The sequence below is a fragment of the Pseudomonas sp. L5B5 genome (genome assembly GCF_020520285.1).
In the GTDB taxonomy this organism is placed as follows: Bacteria; Pseudomonadota; Gammaproteobacteria; order Pseudomonadales; family Pseudomonadaceae; genus Aquipseudomonas.
This window is the reverse complement of the sequence record NZ_CP084742.1, coordinates 6,776,689-6,795,807: the sequence shown is the minus strand read 5'-3', so window position 1 is coordinate 6,795,807 and position 19,119 is coordinate 6,776,689. Positions and strand designations below refer to the sequence as shown.

Annotated in this window: 15 protein-coding genes; 4 read left to right on the top strand and 11 right to left on the bottom strand. The window is 66.5% G+C overall.

Features of this window, described 5'->3' with window-relative positions; all coding sequences use genetic code 11:
* The first annotated feature begins 20 nt into the window (after positions 1-20).
* Positions 21-1,130, top strand: a complete 1,110-nt coding sequence (locus tag LGQ10_RS31265) for an SMP-30/gluconolactonase/LRE family protein (protein ID WP_226524232.1) — start codon at positions 21-23, stop codon at positions 1,128-1,130.
* Between the two features lie 259 nt (positions 1,131-1,389).
* Here LGQ10_RS31265 and LGQ10_RS31260 read toward each other — a convergent pair whose 3' ends face one another.
* The 11 genes from LGQ10_RS31260 to lexA form a co-directional block, all read right to left on the bottom strand.
* Positions 1,390-1,623, bottom strand: a complete 234-nt coding sequence (locus LGQ10_RS31260) for a YdcH family protein (protein ID WP_058435136.1) — start codon at positions 1,621-1,623, stop codon at positions 1,390-1,392.
* A gap of 136 nt (positions 1,624-1,759) precedes the next feature.
* Positions 1,760-4,474: an excinuclease ABC subunit A gene (locus LGQ10_RS31255; protein ID WP_413247578.1), complete on the bottom strand. Its 2,715-nt coding sequence runs from the start codon at positions 4,472-4,474 to the stop codon at positions 1,760-1,762.
* A gap of 101 nt (positions 4,475-4,575) precedes the next feature.
* The gene (locus LGQ10_RS31250; protein WP_058433252.1) at positions 4,576-4,842 is read right to left on the bottom strand and encodes a DUF1652 domain-containing protein; all 267 of its coding nucleotides are present in this window, start codon (positions 4,840-4,842) and stop codon (positions 4,576-4,578) included.
* A gap of 199 nt (positions 4,843-5,041) precedes the next feature.
* A complete protein-coding gene (locus LGQ10_RS31245) occupies positions 5,042-7,153 on the bottom strand; it encodes a hybrid sensor histidine kinase/response regulator (RefSeq protein ID WP_226524230.1) in 2,112 nt (703 codons plus the stop codon).
* A 232-nt stretch (positions 7,154-7,385) separates the two neighbouring features.
* The gene (locus LGQ10_RS31240) at positions 7,386-8,042 is read right to left on the bottom strand and encodes a DUF799 domain-containing protein (protein ID WP_226524229.1); all 657 of its coding nucleotides are present in this window, start codon (positions 8,040-8,042) and stop codon (positions 7,386-7,388) included.
* Positions 8,039-8,410: a DUF4810 domain-containing protein gene (locus tag LGQ10_RS31235; protein WP_058439062.1), complete on the bottom strand. Its 372-nt coding sequence runs from the start codon at positions 8,408-8,410 to the stop codon at positions 8,039-8,041. Before LGQ10_RS31235 ends, LGQ10_RS31240 begins: the two co-directional genes overlap by 4 nt.
* A 29-nt stretch (positions 8,411-8,439) precedes the next feature.
* The gene (locus LGQ10_RS31230; protein ID WP_226526242.1) at positions 8,440-9,063 is read right to left on the bottom strand and encodes a CsgG/HfaB family protein; all 624 of its coding nucleotides are present in this window, start codon (positions 9,061-9,063) and stop codon (positions 8,440-8,442) included.
* A 714-nt stretch (positions 9,064-9,777) separates the two neighbouring features.
* On the bottom strand, positions 9,778-12,918 hold the full coding sequence (locus LGQ10_RS31225) for an error-prone DNA polymerase (RefSeq protein WP_226524228.1): 3,141 nt from the start codon (positions 12,916-12,918) through the stop codon (positions 9,778-9,780).
* On the bottom strand, positions 12,915-14,330 hold the full coding sequence (locus LGQ10_RS31220) for a Y-family DNA polymerase (RefSeq protein WP_226524227.1): 1,416 nt from the start codon (positions 14,328-14,330) through the stop codon (positions 12,915-12,917). Before LGQ10_RS31220 ends, LGQ10_RS31225 begins: the two co-directional genes overlap by 4 nt.
* 7 nt (positions 14,331-14,337) lie before the next feature.
* Positions 14,338-14,955, bottom strand: a complete 618-nt coding sequence (gene imuA, locus LGQ10_RS31215) for a translesion DNA synthesis-associated protein ImuA (protein WP_058435422.1) — start codon at positions 14,953-14,955, stop codon at positions 14,338-14,340.
* Positions 14,955-15,572 (bottom strand): transcriptional repressor LexA, encoded by a 618-nt coding sequence (lexA, locus tag LGQ10_RS31210; protein WP_226524226.1) that lies wholly within the window; start codon positions 15,570-15,572, stop codon positions 14,955-14,957. The genes imuA and lexA overlap by 1 nt, the downstream gene beginning before the upstream one ends.
* A gap of 192 nt (positions 15,573-15,764) precedes the next feature.
* Here lexA and LGQ10_RS31205 point away from each other — a divergent pair, with 192 nt between their 5' ends.
* The 3 genes from LGQ10_RS31205 (at position 15,765) to LGQ10_RS31195 (ending at position 19,067) form a co-directional block, all read left to right on the top strand.
* A complete protein-coding gene (locus LGQ10_RS31205) occupies positions 15,765-16,568 on the top strand; it encodes a helix-turn-helix transcriptional regulator (RefSeq protein WP_226524225.1) in 804 nt (267 codons plus the stop codon).
* Positions 16,569-16,758: 190 nt separating this feature from the next.
* Positions 16,759-17,883 (top strand): class II histone deacetylase, encoded by a 1,125-nt coding sequence (locus LGQ10_RS31200; protein ID WP_226524224.1) that lies wholly within the window; start codon positions 16,759-16,761, stop codon positions 17,881-17,883.
* Positions 17,880-19,067 (top strand): MFS transporter, encoded by a 1,188-nt coding sequence (locus LGQ10_RS31195; protein WP_226524223.1) that lies wholly within the window; start codon positions 17,880-17,882, stop codon positions 19,065-19,067. Before LGQ10_RS31200 ends, LGQ10_RS31195 begins: the two co-directional genes overlap by 4 nt.
* Positions 19,068-19,119 lie beyond the last annotated feature (52 nt).

Here is a 19,119-nt window from a genome sequence, read left to right as displayed (position 1 = left end):
ACACAGACAGGAGTCACTGCATGAACCAGATCGCCCCTCGCCGCTTCGGTGCCGGCCGGATCATCCTGCTGCTGGTCGTCGCCATCCTGGCCTTCCTGCTGCTGGCGCCGACCCAGGTCCAGCCGGTGGCCTGGAACCCCGCACCGGCCCCCTCGCTGAGCCAGGGCCCGTTCGCCGAGAACCACAAGCTCAAGGCGGTACAGGCCGTTGGAGCCAGGGACATCGCCGGCCCCGAAGCCCTGTTGCTGGAACATGACCAGTTGATCGCCGGCCTGCACGACGGCCGAGTGATCCAGACCAGCCTCGACGGCACGGCACTCAAGGTGCTGGCCAATACCGGTGGCCGGCCCTTGGGCCTGGCCCGGCATCCGGATGGCCGCTTGATCGTCGCCGATGCCATCAAGGGCCTGCTGGCCCTGGACGACCAGGGCCAGGTGCATCCCCTGAGCAGCGAGGCCAATGGCCTGAAGTTCGGTTTCACTGACGATGTCGCGGTGGATGCTGCCGGACGCTATGCGTACTTCAGCGATGCCAGCAGCCGCTGGGGTTACGGCCACGACGGCGAAGCGGTGATCGAGCACGGCGGCGACGGCCGACTGTTGCGCTACGATTTCCAGAGCGGTCGCACCGAAGTCCTGCTGGACGGGCTGGAGTTCGCCAATGGCATCGCCCTGGGGCCGGACGAAGCCTTTGTCCTGGTCAATGAAACCGGGGCCTATCGCATCAGCCGCTACTGGCTCAAGGGAGACAAGGCCGGCCAGCACGACCTGTTCATCGACAACCTGCCAGGCCTGCCGGACAACCTCAGCTTCAATGGTCGCGACCGGTTCTGGGTAGCCTTGTATGCGCCGCGCAATTCGCTGCTGGACGGCACCGCGCCCTATCCGTTCGTGCGCAAGATGCTGGTGCGGGCGATGCTGGTCCTGCCCAAGCCGGTGGAGAAACGCGGCTTCGTGCTGGGGCTGGACACCCAGGGCCGGGTGATCGCCAACCTGCAGGACGGCAGCAGCGGCAACTACTCGCCGATCACCACGGTGCGCGAATACGGGGACGCGTTGTACCTGGGTTCCCTGAGTGCCCGGCACATGGCGCGCCTGCCGTTGCAGGAGGCCCTGGCTGGCGAACGTTGAACGCCCGGCCCGCAGGGGCGTGCGGCGAACTCGGGTGGGTTGAAGGTCCTGCGGACCTTGGCGCAGCCTCGCAGGCTCGGCAGCGGCTACAACAGCTTCGTGTAGCCGCTGCCCAAGGCTGCGCATGACCGCGCAGCGGGCACCAGATGAATCAGCCCAAACGCTGACCTGCGGCCGCTGCACGACCGGTCGCAGACGCGGTAGCTTGGTTGAGTTGAAGGCGGCCTGTGGCCTGGCCACAGGCGCGATGGACGGGAGGTCAGGAGCGGGCGGTGAGTTTCTGGGAGATCTCGTCCTTGATCAGCAGGCGTCGTTCCTTGAGTTTCCTTACTTCGTCGTCTGCGGCAGCCGCAGCTTCGGCCTTGAGCACCTGGTCGTCGATACTGTTGTATTTGTCGAACAGGGCATTGAGGTGGGGATCCTCGGCACGACGCTGTTGAATGTCTTCTTTGCTGCAGCTCAGGTCCTGGTAAAGATCGTGGGTCACCGGCATGGAACACCTCCGTGGTTGATCGGTAGCAGGGGCGCCGTGACGCCCCTGCCAGTCATCAGCATGGCCTTGGCCCCCCGGGTCTGTCGACCGTCAATCAGACCAGCGGTAACCGTTCGTCGCCATCGGCTGTCCTGGATCAATCCCCAGCCAGGGCTGCGGCCAGGAAGGGCGCGGTGCGGCTGTCACCCTGCCGGGCCAGCTGCTCGGGCGTGCCACAAGCCACCAGGCGGCCTCCCTCATCCCCTGCTCCGGGACCGATGTCGATGACCCAGTCAGCCTGGGCCACCACGCGCATTTCGTGCTCGACCACCACCAGGCTGTGCCCTGCCGCCACCAGCTTGTCCAACTGCTCCAGCAGGCGATCCACATCCCGAGGGTGCAGGCCGGTGGTGGGTTCGTCCAGCACATACAGGGTCGCGCCCCGGGCATTGCGTTGCAGCTCGGTGGCCAGCTTGATGCGCTGCGCCTCGCCGCCGGACAGCTCAGTCGCCGGCTGGCCCAGGCGCAGGTAATCCAGGCCGATATCGCGCAGCACTTCCAGGGCGCGGCGGATGCCCGGTTGCTCGGCGAAGACTGGCAAGGCCTGCTCGACACTCAACTGCAGCACCTGGGCGATGTTCAAGCCCTGCCAGGTCACGGCCAGGGTCTGGGGGTTGTAGCGCGCGCCATGGCAGGTCGGGCACGGGGCGAAGACGCTGGGCATGAACAGCAATTCGACGCTGACAAAACCCTCGCCCTCACAGGCCGGGCAACGCCCCTTGGCCACGTTGAAGGAAAACTGCCCGGCATCAAACCCCCGTTCCCGGGCCTCGGGGGTCGCGGCGAACAGCTTGCGCACATGATCGAACAGCCCGGTGTAGGTCGCGAGATTGGAGCGCGGGGTGCGGCCGATGGGTTTCTGGTCCACCTGCACCAGGCGCTTGATCTGCTCCATGCCGGCCACCACCCGGCCGCCGCTGCTGACCGGCGCGTCGTCCTCCAGGTCCAGCGCCGGGGCTTCGTCGCCGACCGATGCCTTGCCCAGGTGCGCACCCACCAACTCCAGCAGGGCCTGGCTCACCAGGCTCGACTTGCCGGAACCGGAAACCCCGGTCACCGCCGTGAAACAGCCCAGGGGAAACTCGGCGTCCAGCGCCTTGAGGTTATTGCGAGTGATGCCGGCAAGGCGCAGCCAACCCTGGGGCGAACGCGGAGTCCGCCGGGGCGGCGCCTGTTCGGCGAACAGGTAGGCCCGGGTCTGGGATTGCGCCACATCGACCAAGCCTGCCGGCGGCCCGCTGTACAGCACCTGGCCGCCCCGCTCTCCCGCCGCCGGGCCGACATCCACCAGCCAGTCGGCGCGGCGCATGGTCTGCACATCGTGCTCCACCACGAACAGCGAGTTGCCGGCGGCCTTGAGCCGCTGCAAGGCCGTGAACAGCGCCTCGGCATCGGCCGGGTGCAGGCCCGCCGACGGCTCGTCCAGCACATAGATCACCCCGAACAGTTGCGAACCCAGCTGGGTCGCCAGGCGCAGGCGCTGCAACTCGCCGGAGGACAGGCTCGGCGTGCTGCGCTCCAGGGCCAGGTAACCCAGGCCGAGGTCGGTCAGGGTGCTGACTCGCTCCAGCAGGTCCTGGGCGATGCGCTGGGCGGCCAGGCGTTTTTCCGGGGACAGGTTCGGCGTATGCCGCACATCCGGCGCCCCGCGATGTTCAGGAGCCCCCTGGGCATGCCGTTGCTGGCGCGCGGCGCGGGTCTGCGCAGGGCTCAGCACCTGATCATCGGCCGCCGCCTGCTCCAGGTAATCCGCCGCCGCCACCGGCCGCAACACCTCGGCCAGCTGCAGCAGTGGCAGGCGCGCCAGCTCGCCGATATCCAGCCCGGCGAAGGTTACCCCCAGGGCCTCGCGCTTGAGGCGCTTGCCCTCGCACAGCGGGCATGGGCTGCCGCGCATGAACTGCGACACGCGCTTTTTCATCAGCGCGCTCTGGGTATGGGTGAAGGTGTGCAGCACGTAGCGCCGGGCGCCGCTGAAGGTGCCCATATAGCTGGGCTCCTGTTTGCGTGCAAGGGCTTCGCGGGTCTGCTCCGGGGTCAGCCCGGCGTAAACCGGCGCCGTGGGGGTCTGTTCGGTGAAAAGAATCCAGTCGCGCTGTTTCTTCGGCAGTTCGCGCCAGGGGATGTCGACGTCGTAGCCCAGGGTCACCAGGATGTCCCGCAGGTTCTGTCCCTGCCAGGCCAGGGGCCAGGAGGCAATGGCGCGCTGGCGGATGGTCAGTGAAGGGTCGGGGACCATGCTCGCTTCGTCGACCTCGTACACCCGGCCCAGGCCATGGCACTGCGGGCAGGCACCCTGGGGCGTGTTCGGCGAGAAATCCTCGGCATACAGCATCGGCTGCCCCGGTGGGTAGCTGCCGGCCCGGGAATAGAGCATGCGCACCAGGCTGGACAAGGTGGTCACACTGCCCACCGATGAGCGCGTGCTGGGGCTGCCGCGCTGTTGCTGCAGGGCCACCGCTGGCGGCAAGCCATCGATGCTGTCAACGTCCGGCACCCCGACCTGGTCGATCAGGCGCCGGGCGTAGGGCGCCACCGACTCGAAGTAACGGCGCTGGGCCTCGGCGTACAGGGTCGAGAATGCCAGGGACGACTTGCCCGACCCGGACACGCCACTGAACACCACCAGCGCATCCCGGGGAATGTCCACGTCGACATTGCGCAGGTTGTGCTCGCGGGCACCACGCACCCGGACGAAGCCGGAATGGTGGACCGGTGCCGCGCCGGCCTGGGAATTTGAGGAGCTATCTGAGGAGCTATTTGAGAGCCCATCTGAGGAGCGATCGGAAGGGCTATCGGACGGAGAAGTCATGGGCCTGCCTTGTCTGGGAAACCGCGAAGTGTGAGGAGCGCCGACCGCCGATCATCACACACTCCCCAGGGCCCGGGGCAAGCCTGCGCGCCGACGGATCTTCAGCGTCCCGCCGGGCGCTGGCCACCTTGCTCCGCAACCAGCCCGGCATGCCGAAGGTCGTAGCGCAGCTCGGCGACCAGCTCGCAGATGGCCCGCGCACTGGTCAGCGAGCGCGTGGCGATGCCGGTCACGAACAGGTCGACACGACCGCTGGCCGGATCGCAGATACGCACGGTCATGGCACCGTCGTGACCGATGGTGCATTGGCAATGCAAGGGCAGGAAACTGGTTTCGATGATTCTGCGCAGTTCGAGGGCTGAGATCACGGCAGAGGATCCAAAAAGGGTTGAAGGAAAAAACCGCGCAAGACAAGCATCATTATGGTGGGATCAGGCGGTCAGCGCCCCTGTCCTTGGTCACCGGCAAAACAGTACAAGTTCATTCAATTTGGTACAGCGTAGAAGCTTGCCGCCAGTTTGTCGCCGGACCCATGGCTTTTTTATGCGCTCCGTCACATCGACGCCATCAGCTCCCCAGCAACGAACGCACCATGGCGTTCAGGTCATCGGGTCCGTAGGGCTTGCCCAGCAGGTGCGTGTCCGGGCTGAGCAGGTGGTCGCGCGCGATCAGGTCGCGGGTATGGCCGGAGGTGAACAGCACCGCGATCGGCGGGACCTGGGCCTTGGCCCAGGTGGCAAGGTCGGTGCTCTTGATCAGGCCGGGCATCACCACGTCAGTGAAGATCAGGTCGACCTCGAGCCCATCCATCAACAGCTGCATGGCGGCATCACCGCTGGCCGCCGTGCGTACCCGATAACCGTCGAGCTGGAGCATGTCCACGGCAGCAGTGCGCACCTCGGCGTTGTCCTCCACCACCAGGATGCGTTCCTGGCCGGAGGGCACCTGGCGGCCTGGCCGGTGGAGCCCGACGGCTTCCCGGCCGACGCAGCGGGCGAAGTACATCTGCACCCGGGTCCCCCGCTCGGGGCTGCTGAAGATCTCTACATGGCCGCCACTCTGCTTGACGAACCCGAACACCATGCTCAACCCCAGGCCGGTGCCCTGGCCTTCGGTCTTGGTGGTGAAGAAGGGCTCGAAGGCCTGTTCGAGCACCGCGGCCGACATGCCGCCACCGCTGTCGGCCACGCTCAGGCACAGGTACTGGCCGGGCTCGATGTCCTTGCCGACGCAGTCGTCGTGCCCCAGCATCCGGTTCTCGACGCGAATCTGGATGGTGCCCTCGCCGCCCATGGCATCCCGGGCGTTGAGCATCAGGTTGAGTACCGCGTTTTCCAGCTGGTTGCGATCGACATGGATGCACCAGGGCGCCTCGGGCAGTTGCACCTCGATGCGGATGGTTTCCCCCAGGGCGCGTTGCAACAGTTCACCCAGGTCTTCATACAGGTGGCGCGGATCGTAGACCGCCGGAGACAGCGGCTGGCGCCGGGCGAAGGCCAGCAGCTGGGCCGACAGCTTGGCCCCCCGCTCCACCGCTGCCAGCGCGGCACCGGTGCGCCGCTGCACATTGGCGTTGTCCGGTTCGTGACGGGCCAGCAGGTGCAGGTTGCCGGAGATCACCTGCAGCAGGTTGTTGAAGTCATGGGCCACGCCGCCAGTGAGGCCGCCAATGGCTTCGAGCTTCTGCGCCTGGCGCAACTGCTCCTCGGCACTCAAGCGCGCGTCGACTTCCTCCACCACCCGCTGTTCCAGGTCACGAGTCAACTGGCGCAGAGATTCTTCGGCGATCTTGCGCTCCTGGATATCGATCAGCACCCCGGGAAAGCGCAGGGCCTGGCCCTGGTCGTCGAGCTCGCAGCGACCACAGGCCAGCACCCAGTTGTAGCTGCCGTCGGCACGCCGCACCCGGTATTCGGCGCTGTAAGGGCCGCCATGGGTCAGGCTGTAGTCCACCAGCTCACGGATGCGTGGCAGGTCGTCGGGATGGATACGGCTTTCGGCGATGGCAATCGGCAGGTCCTCCAGGGACTGCCCTGCCGGGTAGGAAAAGGTCCGGGCAAAACGCTCATCGCTGGAGAACACCTGGTGCTTGATGTCCCACACGAAAGAGCCCAGCAAGGCACCGGCGTTCAAGGCCAGCTGGACCCGTTCGTTCTCTGCCCGGTAAGCCGCCTCGGCGGCCTGCCGGCGCTGTTCGGAAATCACGTGGGCGGTGGTTTCCACAACGATGGCGATGACCCCGGCCGGTGCCTGGTCGTCACCTGCCACGGGGCTGTAGTAGAGGTCCAGCCAGACACTTTCCGGGTCGCCATTGCGCAGCAGCACCAGTTCCTTGTTGTGATAGGTCAGGGTGCCGCCGTTCAGGCAGGTGTTCATCACTGCACGATTGAATTCGGCCACCTCCGGCCAGCCGCGCTCCACCGCGCACCCGAGCAGGTAAGGATGACGTCCGCCCGCGAATACCGCATAGGCGTCGTTGTAGATCATGTACCCCAGGGGGCCCCAGAGCATCACCATCGGCACTGGCGAACCCAGCATCAGTTGCACCGTGCTGCACAGGCTGTGGCTCCAGTGCTGCAGCGAGCCGAGGCTGGTCTGGGACCAGTCGAAGGCGCGGATGCGCCCGGCCATCTCGCCTTTCCAGCCCTGGCACCCGTGATGATCGGATAAGAACGGCATGAACGGACTCTGCGAAAAACGTGGCATGACTTGAGTGGGCAAAGGACCGCACGCACTCTCCGAAGTCTTGGAGCATGGCCCGGGCCAATGGTTTCAGGGTTTTCGCCGCAAGACCTGCCCCCCAGGCAAACTGAGCCAGGCAAGGCTGAATAAACAGGATAGGCGATGGCGACCAGTCCGGGCGGCGGCTCGCGGCCGCCGCCCGGCAGAGAGCGGGTTGCCCGCTCCCGGATCAGTCGGTGCCGTATTTCGGTGAATGCGGACCGTACAGCAGGCCGTTGTGTTGCCCGGCCGACAGCAAGCGCTGGCTGGTGATGCCGGCGATCGGATGGCCGGCATCGGTGGAGGTGTTGATGATCTGCTTCACCGCAGCGGTAATCAGCATGCCCACCAGGCCACCGCTATTGTTGTTGCCTTCCTCGCTGGAGGCCCGGGCCGTGCCGGTCCACAGCGTGGTGCCGGTCTTGAGGTCGACCAGGGTCGCGCTGGCGGTGACCGCGGTCTCGCTGCTGATCAGCATGTAGCTGGTGCCGTACTCCTTGACGGTGATGTACAGGCCGGCATCGGCGCCGAAGATTTCGTTGAGCTTGGCAGGCGGCAGGCCATGGATGTCCGCCGGGTTGGTCAGGCCGTTGTGGCGGAAGGTTTCATCCACCACCGCAATGGGCATCACGTAGTAACCGGCCTCGGCCAGGGGCAAGGTCACCTGGGACAGCATGCTGTAGGTGGCCTTGATGTCCGGCGATTCATTGAGCGGTGGCAGCACCAGGATCGACTTCGGCCGGGCCTGCTTGTAGGCCGCGTAGTCCACCGTCTTGGGGGCTGCGCAGCCCACCAGCAGGCTGACGGCCAACAGGCCCAGGAGGTTGCGCAAGGTCGGCAGGTTCATTGGGCAGCCCCCTGCTTGGCGCTCTTGAGCAGCATGTCCATGTACTTCGCCGATTCCGGGAACAGCGCCTTCTCGGTATTGAACTGCTGCACCATCTGGTCATCCTTGCCCAGGCCGGCGTAGAGCATGCCCAGGTGTGCGTGGTATCCCGGTGGCACTGCCTTGCCGGTGGACTTGATCTTCTGCAGGTCGCGCTCCAGCGCCTCGATCTGGGCCTCGCGGGCGCCTTCGCCCTTGAAATACTCGTAGGTCTGGGTCTGGTAGCTTTCCCACTGGTACAGCGTCTTCGGCGCGCTGCAGCCGGCCAGCAATACGCAGCCCAGCACGGCAGCGGCCATCACTGGCCGGGCCATCATCGTCTTGAACATGTGTGCACTTTCCCTGTTGGCAGTGGTGATCAGCGGCCCGGTTTCCAGGCTCCGGCGTCGATGGCCTCGACCATGCGGTTGACGGCCTCGCGCATGGCCAGGTCCAGGACCTTGCCGTTGAGGGTCGAGTCGTAGGAGGCCGTGCCGCCGAAGCCGATCACTTCGCGGTTGGACAGCGCGTACTCGCCGGCGCCCTGGGTCGAATAGACCACTTCGGAGGTGCTGATGTTGACGATGTTCAAGGCCACCTTGGCGTAGGCCACCTGGGTCTTGCCACGGCCGAGGATGCCGAACAGCTGGTGGTCGCCGGTTTCCTTGCGACCGAACTCGGTGACGTCGCCAGTCACCACGAAATCCGCGCCCTTGAGTTTTTGCGCCTGGCCCTTGATCACCGCTTCCTGCTGGATCTCGCCCATGTTGTCGCGGTCCAGCACGCTGAAACGGTTGGTCTGCTGCAGATGAGTGATGAGGATGGTCTTGGCCTGGCCGCCGAGACGGTCGACGCCATCGGAGAAAATCCCGCGCATGTAGCTGGAACGGTTGTCGAACTTGCCCACCGCCATCGGAACCCGGACGCCGCTCCAGACCTGGCTGGCGCTCTGGACTTTTTCCACCGGCAAGGCCCGGGAGCTTTCCGTGGCACAACCGCTCATACCTGCCAGCACCGCCACTGCAGTGCCTGACAACAGCAACTTCGAGATCACTCTCACTCTATGTTCCTTCTTGAGTATCCATTGAACGCGTTTTCACCCCGCCACACTGCATCGAAGCCGGACTGTGCGGGCTGCGAAGTGGCAGGCAGGATGCTCTGAAACGGGATGCGAAGGCATCATCGGCGGCGATTATGCCAAAGCGATATCACGTCGAAAAGGAATAAAAATCATTAATGCTTGGCTGTGGCCGCTGCCGCAAGCCGCCCAGCAACGTGCTGATCTTCAGAGTGCCGACGGTCCGGCGGGAGATGGCCAAGCAAGGCCCTGCGGGCCTTTTCGCAGCCTCGCCTGGGCTCGACAGCGGCTACATCGGTATTGGCTTCGTGTAGCCGCTGCCGCAGGCTGCGTACGACCCGCAGGGGCGCGGCGATCTTGAATGGGCTGAAGGTCCTGCGGACCTTGGCGCAGCCTCGCCTGGGCTCGACAGCGGCTACATCAGTATTCGCTTCGTGGAGCCGCTGCCGCAGGCTGCGTACGACCCGCAGGGGCGCGGCGATCTCGAATGGGTTGAAGGTCCTGCGGACCTTGGCGCAGCCTCGCAGGCTCGACAGCGGCTACACCGGTATTGGCTTCGTGGAGCCGCTGCCGCAGGCTGCGCATGGCCCGCAGGGGCGCGGCGATCTTGGGTGAGGACAGGGCTCCAGGCCAGATCCGTCAGCGAAAGTCCCGGCTGCGCACATTGATGCCGTCCAGCAGCAGGGTCAGGTCGCTCAGTCGCCCGGCCACCAGGTGGCGTACCCCACCCTCGCTTTCCAGGATGCCGTCGACCTTGAGCAACTGCGACCCCACCAGCACCCTGCGTTGGCGCTCAGCCAGGTCGCGCCAGACCACCACATTGAGGTTGCCGAATTCGTCTTCCAGGGTGACGAAGGTCACCCCGCTGGCGGTCCCCGGACGCTGGCGTCCGGTCACCAGCCCGGCCACGCTCACCGGCCGTCCGTGCTCCAGCGCCTGCAGGTCGCGGGAGCTGCGGCAGCGTAGGGCCGCGAGCTGCGGCCTGAGCAAGGCCAGGGGATGCGGGCCCAGGGTGGTGCCCAGGCTGAGGTAGTCGGCATGCAGGTCTTCGCCGACACTGGGCCGAGGCAGCTCCACCGGGGCATCTTCCCGGGCAGGCAGGTCGGCGAACAACCCCAGTTGCTTCTCCACGCCCGCCACATCCCAGCGGGCCTGGAACCGATCCCGGGCCAGGCCGCGCAAGGCCCCGGCATCGGCCAGAAGCTCCAGGGCCCGCAGATCGAGCCGGGCCCGCTCCCCCAGGTCGGCGACATCGACAAAGACCTGCTGGCGCCGGACCTGCTCGATGCGCAGGGCATCCTCCTGGCGAAACCCCTTGATCATCCGCAATCCCAGGCGCAGGGCCGGCTGCCCGGAGGCGGTGCAAACGACAGCATTCGACAGCCCTGCACGCGCGACCGGTTCATCAGGGCCGGGCCGACCAACGATCGGCTCCAGGCTGCAATCCCAGGCGCTGGCACCCACGTCCACGGGGAGGATCTGCAAGCCATGGCGGCGGGCATCCTGGAGGATCTGGTCCGGGCTGTAGAAACCCATGGGCCAGCTGTTGATCAGGGCGCAGGCAAAGGCCGCCGGTTCGTGGCACTTGAGCCAGCAGCTGGTGTAGGTCAGCAGGGCGAAACTGGCGGCATGGGACTCGGGAAAACCATAGCTGCCAAAACCCTTGATCTGCTCGAAGATCTGCGCCGCGAATTCCTCGCTGTAGCCTTTGCTCTTCATGCCCAGGCGCAATCGCTCGCGATGCGGCTCCAGGCCACCGTGCCGTTTCCAGGCCGCCATGGAGCGGCGCAACTGGTCGGCTTCACCCGGGGTGTACTTGGCCGCAACCACCGCGATCTGCATCACCTGCTCCTGGAACAGCGGCACCCCCAGGGTGCGCACCAGCACCTCTTCAAGCTCAGGCGAGGGATAGGTCACCGGCTCCTTGCCATCGCGCCGACGCAGATAGGGATGAACCATGCCGCCCTGGATCGGCCCGGGCCGCACGATGGCCACCTCGATCACCAGGTCGTAGAACTTCTTCGGCTTGAGCCGGGGCAGCATCGACATCTGCGCCCGCGACTCGATCTGGAACACGCCGATGGTGTCGGCCCGGCCGATCATCGCGTAGGTCGCGGGGTCTTCGCCGGGAATGCTGGCGAGGCTGTAGCGCTCGCCACGATAACCGTGGATCAGGTCGAAACAGCGGCGGATGGCGCTGAGCATGCCCAGGGCCAGGATATCCACCTTGAGCAGGCCGACCATGTCCAGGTCGTCCTTGTCCCACTGGATCACCGTGCGCTCGGCCATGCTGGCGTTCTCCACCGGCACCAGGCTGTCCAGTGGCTGCTCGGAAATCACGAAGCCGCCGGGGTGCTGGGACAGGTGCCGGGGGAAACCGATCAGTTGCCCGGTCAGGCTCAGGACCCGGCGCAGCACCGGGCTCTCGGGGTCGAAACCGGCTTCGCGCAGGCGCTCGACGCTCGGTGGCGTATCGCTCCAGCGGCCACAGCAGTCGGCCAGGGCGTTGATCTGGTCCGGTGGCAGGCCCAGGGCCTTGGCCACATCGCGCACCGCCCCGGCACCGTGATAGGTACTGACCACTGCGGTCAGCGCCGCACGGTGCCGGCCATAACGGCGGAACACGTACTGCAGTACCTCTTCGCGGCGCTCGTGCTCGAAGTCGACGTCGATGTCCGGCGGCTCGTTGCGCTCCCTGGAGAGAAACCGCTCGAACAGCATCACCGAGCGGTCCGGGTCGATCTCGGTGATGCCCAAGACGAAACACACCACCGAGTTGGCTGCCGAGCCGCGCCCCTGGCAGAGAATGTACTGCTCGCGGGCGAACGCGACGATGTCATGCACGGTGAGAAAGTAACTCTCGTAGCCAAGCTCGCCGATCATCTCCAGTTCTTTGTCGATCTGCCCCAGCACCTTGGCCCGGGCCCCGGCCGGCCAGCGCCGGGCGATGCCGCGCTGGACCAGGACCCGCAACCACGAGCCGGCGTCATGTCCCTCGGGCACCAGCTCCCGGGGGTACTGGTAACGCAACTGGCCCAGGTCGAAACAACAGCGCCCGGCGATGACCAGCGACTCCTCGAGCAACGCCTGGGGATACAGGCCCTGCAACACCTCCAGCGGCCGCAGGTGGCGTTCGCCATTGGCGAACAGACGCTGCCCGGCCTCGGCCACCGGCAGGTGATGGCGGATCGCGGTCATGGTGTCCTGCAAGGCCCGGCGCCCACGCACATGCATGTGCACATCGCCGCAAGCGACCGTTGGCAGATCCAGCTGCCGGGCCAGGGCCAGCCGCTGTTGCAACTGCCGGGCATCGTCCTGGCCGCAGTGCAGCTCCACCGCCAGCCACAGCCGCCCGGGGAACACCTGCTGCAACCAGAGGCCTGGCCCGGGATCGCCAGTTTCATCGGCCAGCCACAGTGCCAGCAGCCCCGGCAAGGGTTCGGCGAAATCCTCCCGCAGCAGGCGATAGCAACCTTTCTCGGCACGGCGCCGGGCGCGGGTGATCAACCGGCACAGGGCCTGGTAACCCGCCAGTTCTTCCACCAGCAGCACCAGCCGCGGCCCCTCCTCGACCTGCATTTCACTGCCGACGATCAGCTTCAGGCCGGTGTCGCGCGATGCCTGCCAGGCCCGCACGATGCCGGCCAGGGTGCATTCGTCGGTGATGGCCAGCGCCTGGTAACCCAGGGCCTGGCCACGCTCGAACAGCTCACGGGCACTGGAGGCGCCACGCTGGAAGCTGAAGTTGGACAGGCAATGCAACTCGGCATAAAGGCTCATGCGAACCAGCCCTGCAACAGCAGCGGCCCGGGCTCGCCGACCTGGCGGTAGGCCCAGCCCTGCTGGCCGGCGTGGGTCTGGACCAGGTAATAGTCACGGCGCACATCGGCACCGTCCCACCAGCCGGACTCGATGCGCTCCGGCCCCATGACGATCTGCACCGTGCCCTCGCCCAACGGCTGGGGTTCGGCCAGCAACCAGCCCGGACGGCGCAGGCCGGGGCTGGCCGGGCACGGGCGAGCATCGGTGCGGGGTTGCCAACTGAGTTCCGGACGATGATCGGCACGGTGGCCCAGGCCCTGCACCGCCTCATCCCCCAGGCGTGCACGCAGGCGCTCGCGCAGTTGCTCCCACGGCAGGTTCTGCTGTGGCCGCTCCTCGAACAGCTGCGCATGCCGGGGCACGAACAGCGGCAGGTCCTCGGCCACCAGGCGCAGGTTGCGCACTGGCGCGGGCACCTGGACCTGCTCCAGGCGCCCGCGGGCCAGTTCGAAGAGCATCGCCGGATCGCGTTCAGCACTGAGCAGGCCTACCGCGACCAGGGTGTCGGCGCCCTCGACGTGCTCCAGGTGCAGGACGAAGCGCTGCACGCCACTGTCGCGACCACAGAGAAAGGCCGCCAGGTCGGCGGTCAGCCGGCGCAAGGGAAACAGCAGCGCCTGGTGGGACTGCACATCGAAGTTCAGTTCGATGCGCCCGTCGAAGCGATCCGGGGGCTGATAGAACGCCAGCCCTGATGCGCGCCCGCCCAGCAAGGTATCGAGGTGCTTGAGCAAACCGCCATCGAAACGCCGGGCCAGGCTCTGGCGCGGCAAACCATGGAGTTGCGCGAAACTGCGCACGCCCATGCGCGACAAGGCCGTGGCCTGCTCCGGCGCCAGCCCCAGGCGTTCGATGGGCATCGGCCCCAGGGCCTGGTGCAGGGCTTGCGAGTCGGCCACCGCCAGGCCGTCGTAGGCATTGGCCAGGACCCGCGCCGCCGCCGGGTTCGGCGCAACGACGATCCGATGGCGAAAGCCCAATGCCTGCAGCTCCCGGCGCAAGCGAGCCTGCAACTGTGGCCAGGGGCCGAACAGGCCCAGGCTCGACTCGATCTCCAGCACCAGGGTGCGTGGGTAGGCCACGCTGACCTGGGAACTGAAGCCATAGGCCCAAGCCGCGAGAAATTGCTGCCAGTGGTCGATCTGCTGCGCATCGTACTCGGCACAGGCAAAGGCCTTGCTCAGGGCCTGGGCGGCAGTCAGCGACTGCCCGGGGCGCAGGCCCAGTTCGCGGGCAGCCTCGTTCACCGCCTGGATCACCCGCCGCTGCGGGCTGCCGCTGAGCAGTGCCAGCGGCGCCTGGGGTTCAGTACGCTGACGCAGTACCGCGTCCAGCGCCAATTGCGGGAACAGGATGCACACCCAGCGCATATCGACCTCAGTGCCCGGCTTGCAGGGCAATCGGCAGCGGGTGGGCCAGGCCACCCCGGCACTTGAGTACCCGCAGTTGCGGAGGATGGCCTTGCAGGGTCAAGCGCAGGGCTGCCGGCGACGGGTTGTGCGCAGCCTCCAGGGGACGGTAGGCAAAGGCCAGGGTCTGGCCGCTCTCCGCCGCCACCTGCAAGCGCCGCAGGGCCCGGTCGTCAGCCTGTTGTGGCCAGCACAGCACCGCACCGCAACTGCCCGAGCGCAGGCACTGCTCGGCAGCCCACAGCGCATCGCGCTCCCCGGCCTGGATGATCGACAACTGGCGCACATCCACCCCGGCGTTCTGCCAGGCCAGGGGAAAAGGCACGAACGGCGGCGCCACCAGGACGATGCGCTCGCCCGCCGCCGCCAGCCTTGCCAGGCTGGGCCAGAGCAACTGCAACTCGCCCAGGCCCTGGGCCGCCACGAGAATTTCGGTCAACGCCGCCTGCGGCCAGCCGCCGCTGGGCAGCACTGCATCCAGGGCCCCATGGCCGGTGGCATGCGTACTGACAGGCACGGCAGCCGGGCGGCCCTTCCACACCCGGCCGGCATTGAACAGCGAGTCCAGTGCAACCACGGCGCCCATCAGCCTTGCCTCACCAGGCCGCAGAACACGCCTTCGATGAACAGTTCGTGATCGGCCGTGACCTCGATCGGCTGGTAGGCCGGGTTGCGCGGCAGCAGGCGGATGCCCTGGCCCTTGCGCTCGAAACGCTTGATGGTCACCTCGCCGTCCAGCCGGGCGATCACGGTCTGGCCATTGCGCACATCGCTGCTGCGGCGTACCGCCACCAGGTCACCGTCGAGGATGCCGTCGTCGATCATCGAATCGCCCTGGACCCGCAACAGGTAGTCCGGGGTACGGCTGAACATCCCCGGGTCCAGCAGCAACTGGCCGTGTACCTCGGCATCGACACCGATCGGCGCACCGGCAGCCACCCGCCCCAGCACCGGGATCTCCAGCAACTCGGGACGCCGCGGCTGGTTGAGCAGGCGAATGCCCCGGGCCTGATGCGGGTTGACCTCGATGAACCCGGCCTCGGTCAGGGCCAGCACGTGCTTGCGCGCCACGCTGCGCGAGGCGAAACCGAAGGCCTGGCTGATTTCAGCGAGGCTTGGGGGCTGGCCGTGATCGGCGATGCGTTCGCGGATAAAGGTCAGGATGGCACTGCGCCGGGGAGATAAATTCGTCATGGAGTACATTTGTACTCTTCTCGGAATTTTCTTACAAGAAACGTACGAAATATCTGATTGCCATCTGTCCGATCGCAGGCTGTCAGCCGCTGCAAGCTCGGCAAGCACGACCACACGAACACCCTGGCCAACCCCAAGGTGGCACCGCATTTGCTGCCCAATGCTGACACAAGCACCCGACACTCGAACGAGGGGACGCGCATGCAACTGACCAGGCTGCTGGCAAAGTGGGAGGTCGCCGATTGGCACCAGATGCTCGCCAGGTTGCTGGAGAACAGCACCCACCCGGGGTTCCCGGACCTGCTGTCGCACTCGCTGCAATCCTTGCTGGCCCACGACAATGTGGTCATCAAATCCTATCGCCCGGGCTGTCGCCCGCAGATCCTCTACGAGGACTACCCCGCGCAGCATCACGAGCGCTACATCGCCCGCTACCTGGACGACATCTATCGCCTGGACCCGGTGTCCTGCTCCATCGTCGATGGCCGCACCAGCGGCATCCTGCGCATCAACCCGCGCACCTGCCAGCTGCACGGCACCGACTACTACCGCCATTACTACCAGGAGCTGGACCTGGCCGACGAGATCGACGTGCTGGTACCTGCCGATGCCCGGACCACCCTGGTCATGTCCATCGGCAGGCGTTCACGCCGCCCGGCCAGCACCCGGGAACTGCAAGCGCTGCACAACGTCTATCCGATCCTCCAGCACCTGCTGCGCAGCTTCAGCGAGCAGCATCCCGGGCAGGCGGGCCCGGCGATCAGCCCGCTGGAAGCGGCGCTGGCGACTTTCGCCGAGGACCTGCTGACCCCGCGGGAACGCCAGGTCGTGCGACTGATGCTGCAAGGCAACCCGGGCAAGCTCATCGCCCGCCACCTGGGCATCAGCCACGGCACGGTCAAGGTGCATCGGCGCAATATCTACGCGCGCCTCTCGGTGTCCTCGCAAATGCAACTCTGCGACCTGTTCCTCAAGCAGGCTTCCCGGCCCCTCGCACCACCATGACCCCCTCCCTGGCCAACACTGTTTCCGAAGGAAACACTCCCCCGCCAGATCTGGACAAGAGCGCCAGCCAGCACTACCTCCACGGGTGTATTTATCGATTGCCACGGCCTTTCTAACCTCGGTGCGTGCCTCCCCGGCACCCTTCCGAGAACCTGCGCACCGCCCCGTGCGCCAGCGAGGCAAAGACCCCATGCACACCGCACTTGTCTGGCACGAACTCTACATGTGGCATTCCACCGGCAACCATGCAGGCCTGTTCGCTCCCGGCCTGCAGATCCAGCCTGGCCTGCATTTCGAGAACCCCGAGAGCAAGCGACGGCTGAAGAACCTGCTGGACATCAGCGGCATCACCGAGCAACTGCTGCTGGTCAAGCCCAAGGCCGCCACTGACGAACAACTGCTTCGCGTGCATGGTGCCGACTACCTGCAAGCACTACAAAGGCTCAGCGACCAGCAAGGTGGCGACGCCGGCGACAACACGCCGTTCGGCAGCGGCAGCTTCGAGATCGCCAGGCTCTCGGCCGGTGGCGTGATCGATGCCGTCGAACGGGTGCTGCGTGGCGATGCACGCAATGCCTACGCGCTGGTGCGTCCCCCTGGACACCACGCCGAAGCCGACCGTGGACGCGGTTTCTGCCTGTTGGCCAATGCGGCGCTCGCGGCCCATGAGGCACTGGCGGTCCATGAGCTGCAACGGATCGCGGTGGTGGATTGGGACGTGCACCACGGCAACGGCACCCAGAGCATTTTCTGGAGCGACCCTCGGGTGCTGACCATCTCCCTGCACCAGGACGGCAACTATCCCCAGGACTCGGGCACGGTGGAGGAGCAAGGCGCAGGCGCCGGCCTGGGCTTCAATATCAATATCCCCCTGCCCCCGGGCGCAGGTGAAGGCGCCTACCTGCATGCCTTCGACGAAATCGTGCTGCCTGCCCTGGCCGCTCACCGTCCCGAACTGATCCTGGTGCCCTGTGGCTTCGACGCCGGGGCCCACGACCCGCTGGGACGCATGCTGTTGCACAGCGAGGCCTATCGGAAACTGACAGCCCGCCTGATGCGCGCCGCCGAACAACTCTGCGGCGGTCGCCTGGTGCTGTGCCATGAGGGCGGCTACGAGGCCAACTCGGTGCCCTACTTCGGCCTGGCGGTCATCGAAACCCTCAGCGGCCTGCACAGCGGCATCGTCGATCCTCACCTGAGCGCCATGCGCGCGCTGCCGGGCCAGGCGCTGGCCGAGCACCAGCGGCAATGGATCGCCCAACTCAAGGCCAGCCTGCATTCGCCACTGCTGGGCGAACCGGAGTCATGCCCATGAGCACCCTGACCGCCTCTGCCCTGTCCATCGTGCGAAGCCGGCCCAGCCTGCGCCTGCTGGCGGTGATCCTGTTCTCCTCCATCGGCCCGCTGGTGCTGCTGACCGCACCGGCGCTGGTCAGCCGTTACATCGTCGAACTGGGCATGGACAACCGGCAGGTCGGCTGGCTGTTCAGCCTGGAGCTGGGCGCCATGGCCCTCTCCACCCTCCCGACCTACCTGTGGATGCGCCGCTACGACTGGCGCTGGATTGCCGGCCTGGCCGCCGCCCTGTTCCTGCTGGGCAACCTGCTCACCGCCTTGCTGATGAACAGCCCGGCGCCCGGCTTCATCCCCCTGACCGCGCTGCGCTTCAGTACCGCCTTCGCGGAAGCCGCACTGGTGCTGGTCTGCCTGGGCACCGCCGGAACCTTGTCCAACGCCACCCGTGCGTTCGGGCTCTGGGTCACCGGCCAGCTAGTACTGGCAGCGCTATGCCTGCAGTTGATGCCGTGGCTGTTCAGCCACTGGGGCCTCTCCAGCTTCTTCCTGCTGATCGCCGTGTTCACTGCCTTGATCCTGCCCCTGGTGCTGTCCTTGCCAGCCGGGAGTCAAGACGATACCCAGCCCCTGCCGCCACACCAGGCACGTGGGGTTTTCCTCAAGGTCGGCCGGGGCATGCTGGCGATCTTTCTTTTCTACCTGAGCCTCAGCGGCATCTGGACGTTCGCCGGTGAATTGGCACGCCTGCAAGGCATTGCCGTTGACGACAGCGCCAGTGCCCTGGCAACCGCTTCGTTGATGGGAGTGGCCGGTGCGGCCATGACCAGCTGGATCGGCGCCCGGGGCCAGCGTGCCTGGTTGCTGGCCCTGGGTTACCTGGCCATGACCGCCGGCCTGTTCGGCCTGCTTGGCGAGGTCTCCTCCTGGCGCTACCTGCTGGCGGCCTGCGCCTTCAAGTTCGCCTGGACCTTCGCACTGCCCTTCTTGCTGTCGGCGATCAGCGACTACGACCGCCAGGGCGGCAAGCTGGTGGTACTGGCCAATCTCGCCATCTGTGGCGGCCTGGCCGTGGGACCGTCCCTCGCCGCCTGGCTGCTGGGCGACACCCTGGACTTTCGCGTGTTGCTGCTGGCCTCTGCAGCGATCTGCGCGCTTTCGTTCCTGGCCATCCTGCCGCTGGCCCGCCAACAGCCGCCCAAGTGAGGCTTGCGCCCACCTGGTGCTATCGAGGCCGGACCGCCACCCGGGCGGGAGG

Coding starts and splice junctions, on each gene's coding strand:
- LGQ10_RS31265 (WP_226524232.1), top strand. CDS start 21: ATGAACCAGATCGCCCCTCGCCGCTTCGGTGCCGGCCGGATCATCCTG.
- LGQ10_RS31260 (WP_058435136.1), bottom strand. CDS start 1,623: ATGCCGGTGACCCACGATCTTTACCAGGACCTGAGCTGCAGCAAAGAA.
- LGQ10_RS31255 (WP_413247578.1), bottom strand. CDS start 4,474: ATGACTTCTCCGTCCGATAGCCCTTCCGATCGCTCCTCAGATGGGCTC.
- LGQ10_RS31245 (WP_226524230.1), bottom strand. CDS start 7,153: ATGCCGTTCTTATCCGATCATCACGGGTGCCAGGGCTGGAAAGGCGAG.
- LGQ10_RS31240 (WP_226524229.1), bottom strand. CDS start 8,042: ATGAACCTGCCGACCTTGCGCAACCTCCTGGGCCTGTTGGCCGTCAGC.
- LGQ10_RS31235 (WP_058439062.1), bottom strand. CDS start 8,410: ATGTTCAAGACGATGATGGCCCGGCCAGTGATGGCCGCTGCCGTGCTG.
- LGQ10_RS31230 (WP_226526242.1), bottom strand. CDS start 9,063: ATGAGCGGTTGTGCCACGGAAAGCTCCCGGGCCTTGCCGGTGGAAAAA.
- LGQ10_RS31225 (WP_226524228.1), bottom strand. CDS start 12,918: ATGAGCCTTTATGCCGAGTTGCATTGCCTGTCCAACTTCAGCTTCCAG.
- LGQ10_RS31220 (WP_226524227.1), bottom strand. CDS start 14,330: ATGCGCTGGGTGTGCATCCTGTTCCCGCAATTGGCGCTGGACGCGGTA.
- imuA (WP_058435422.1), bottom strand. CDS start 14,955: ATGGGCGCCGTGGTTGCACTGGACTCGCTGTTCAATGCCGGCCGGGTG.
- lexA (WP_226524226.1), bottom strand. CDS start 15,572: ATGTACTCCATGACGAATTTATCTCCCCGGCGCAGTGCCATCCTGACC.
- LGQ10_RS31205 (WP_226524225.1), top strand. CDS start 15,765: ATGCAACTGACCAGGCTGCTGGCAAAGTGGGAGGTCGCCGATTGGCAC.
- LGQ10_RS31200 (WP_226524224.1), top strand. CDS start 16,759: ATGCACACCGCACTTGTCTGGCACGAACTCTACATGTGGCATTCCACC.
- LGQ10_RS31195 (WP_226524223.1), top strand. CDS start 17,880: ATGAGCACCCTGACCGCCTCTGCCCTGTCCATCGTGCGAAGCCGGCCC.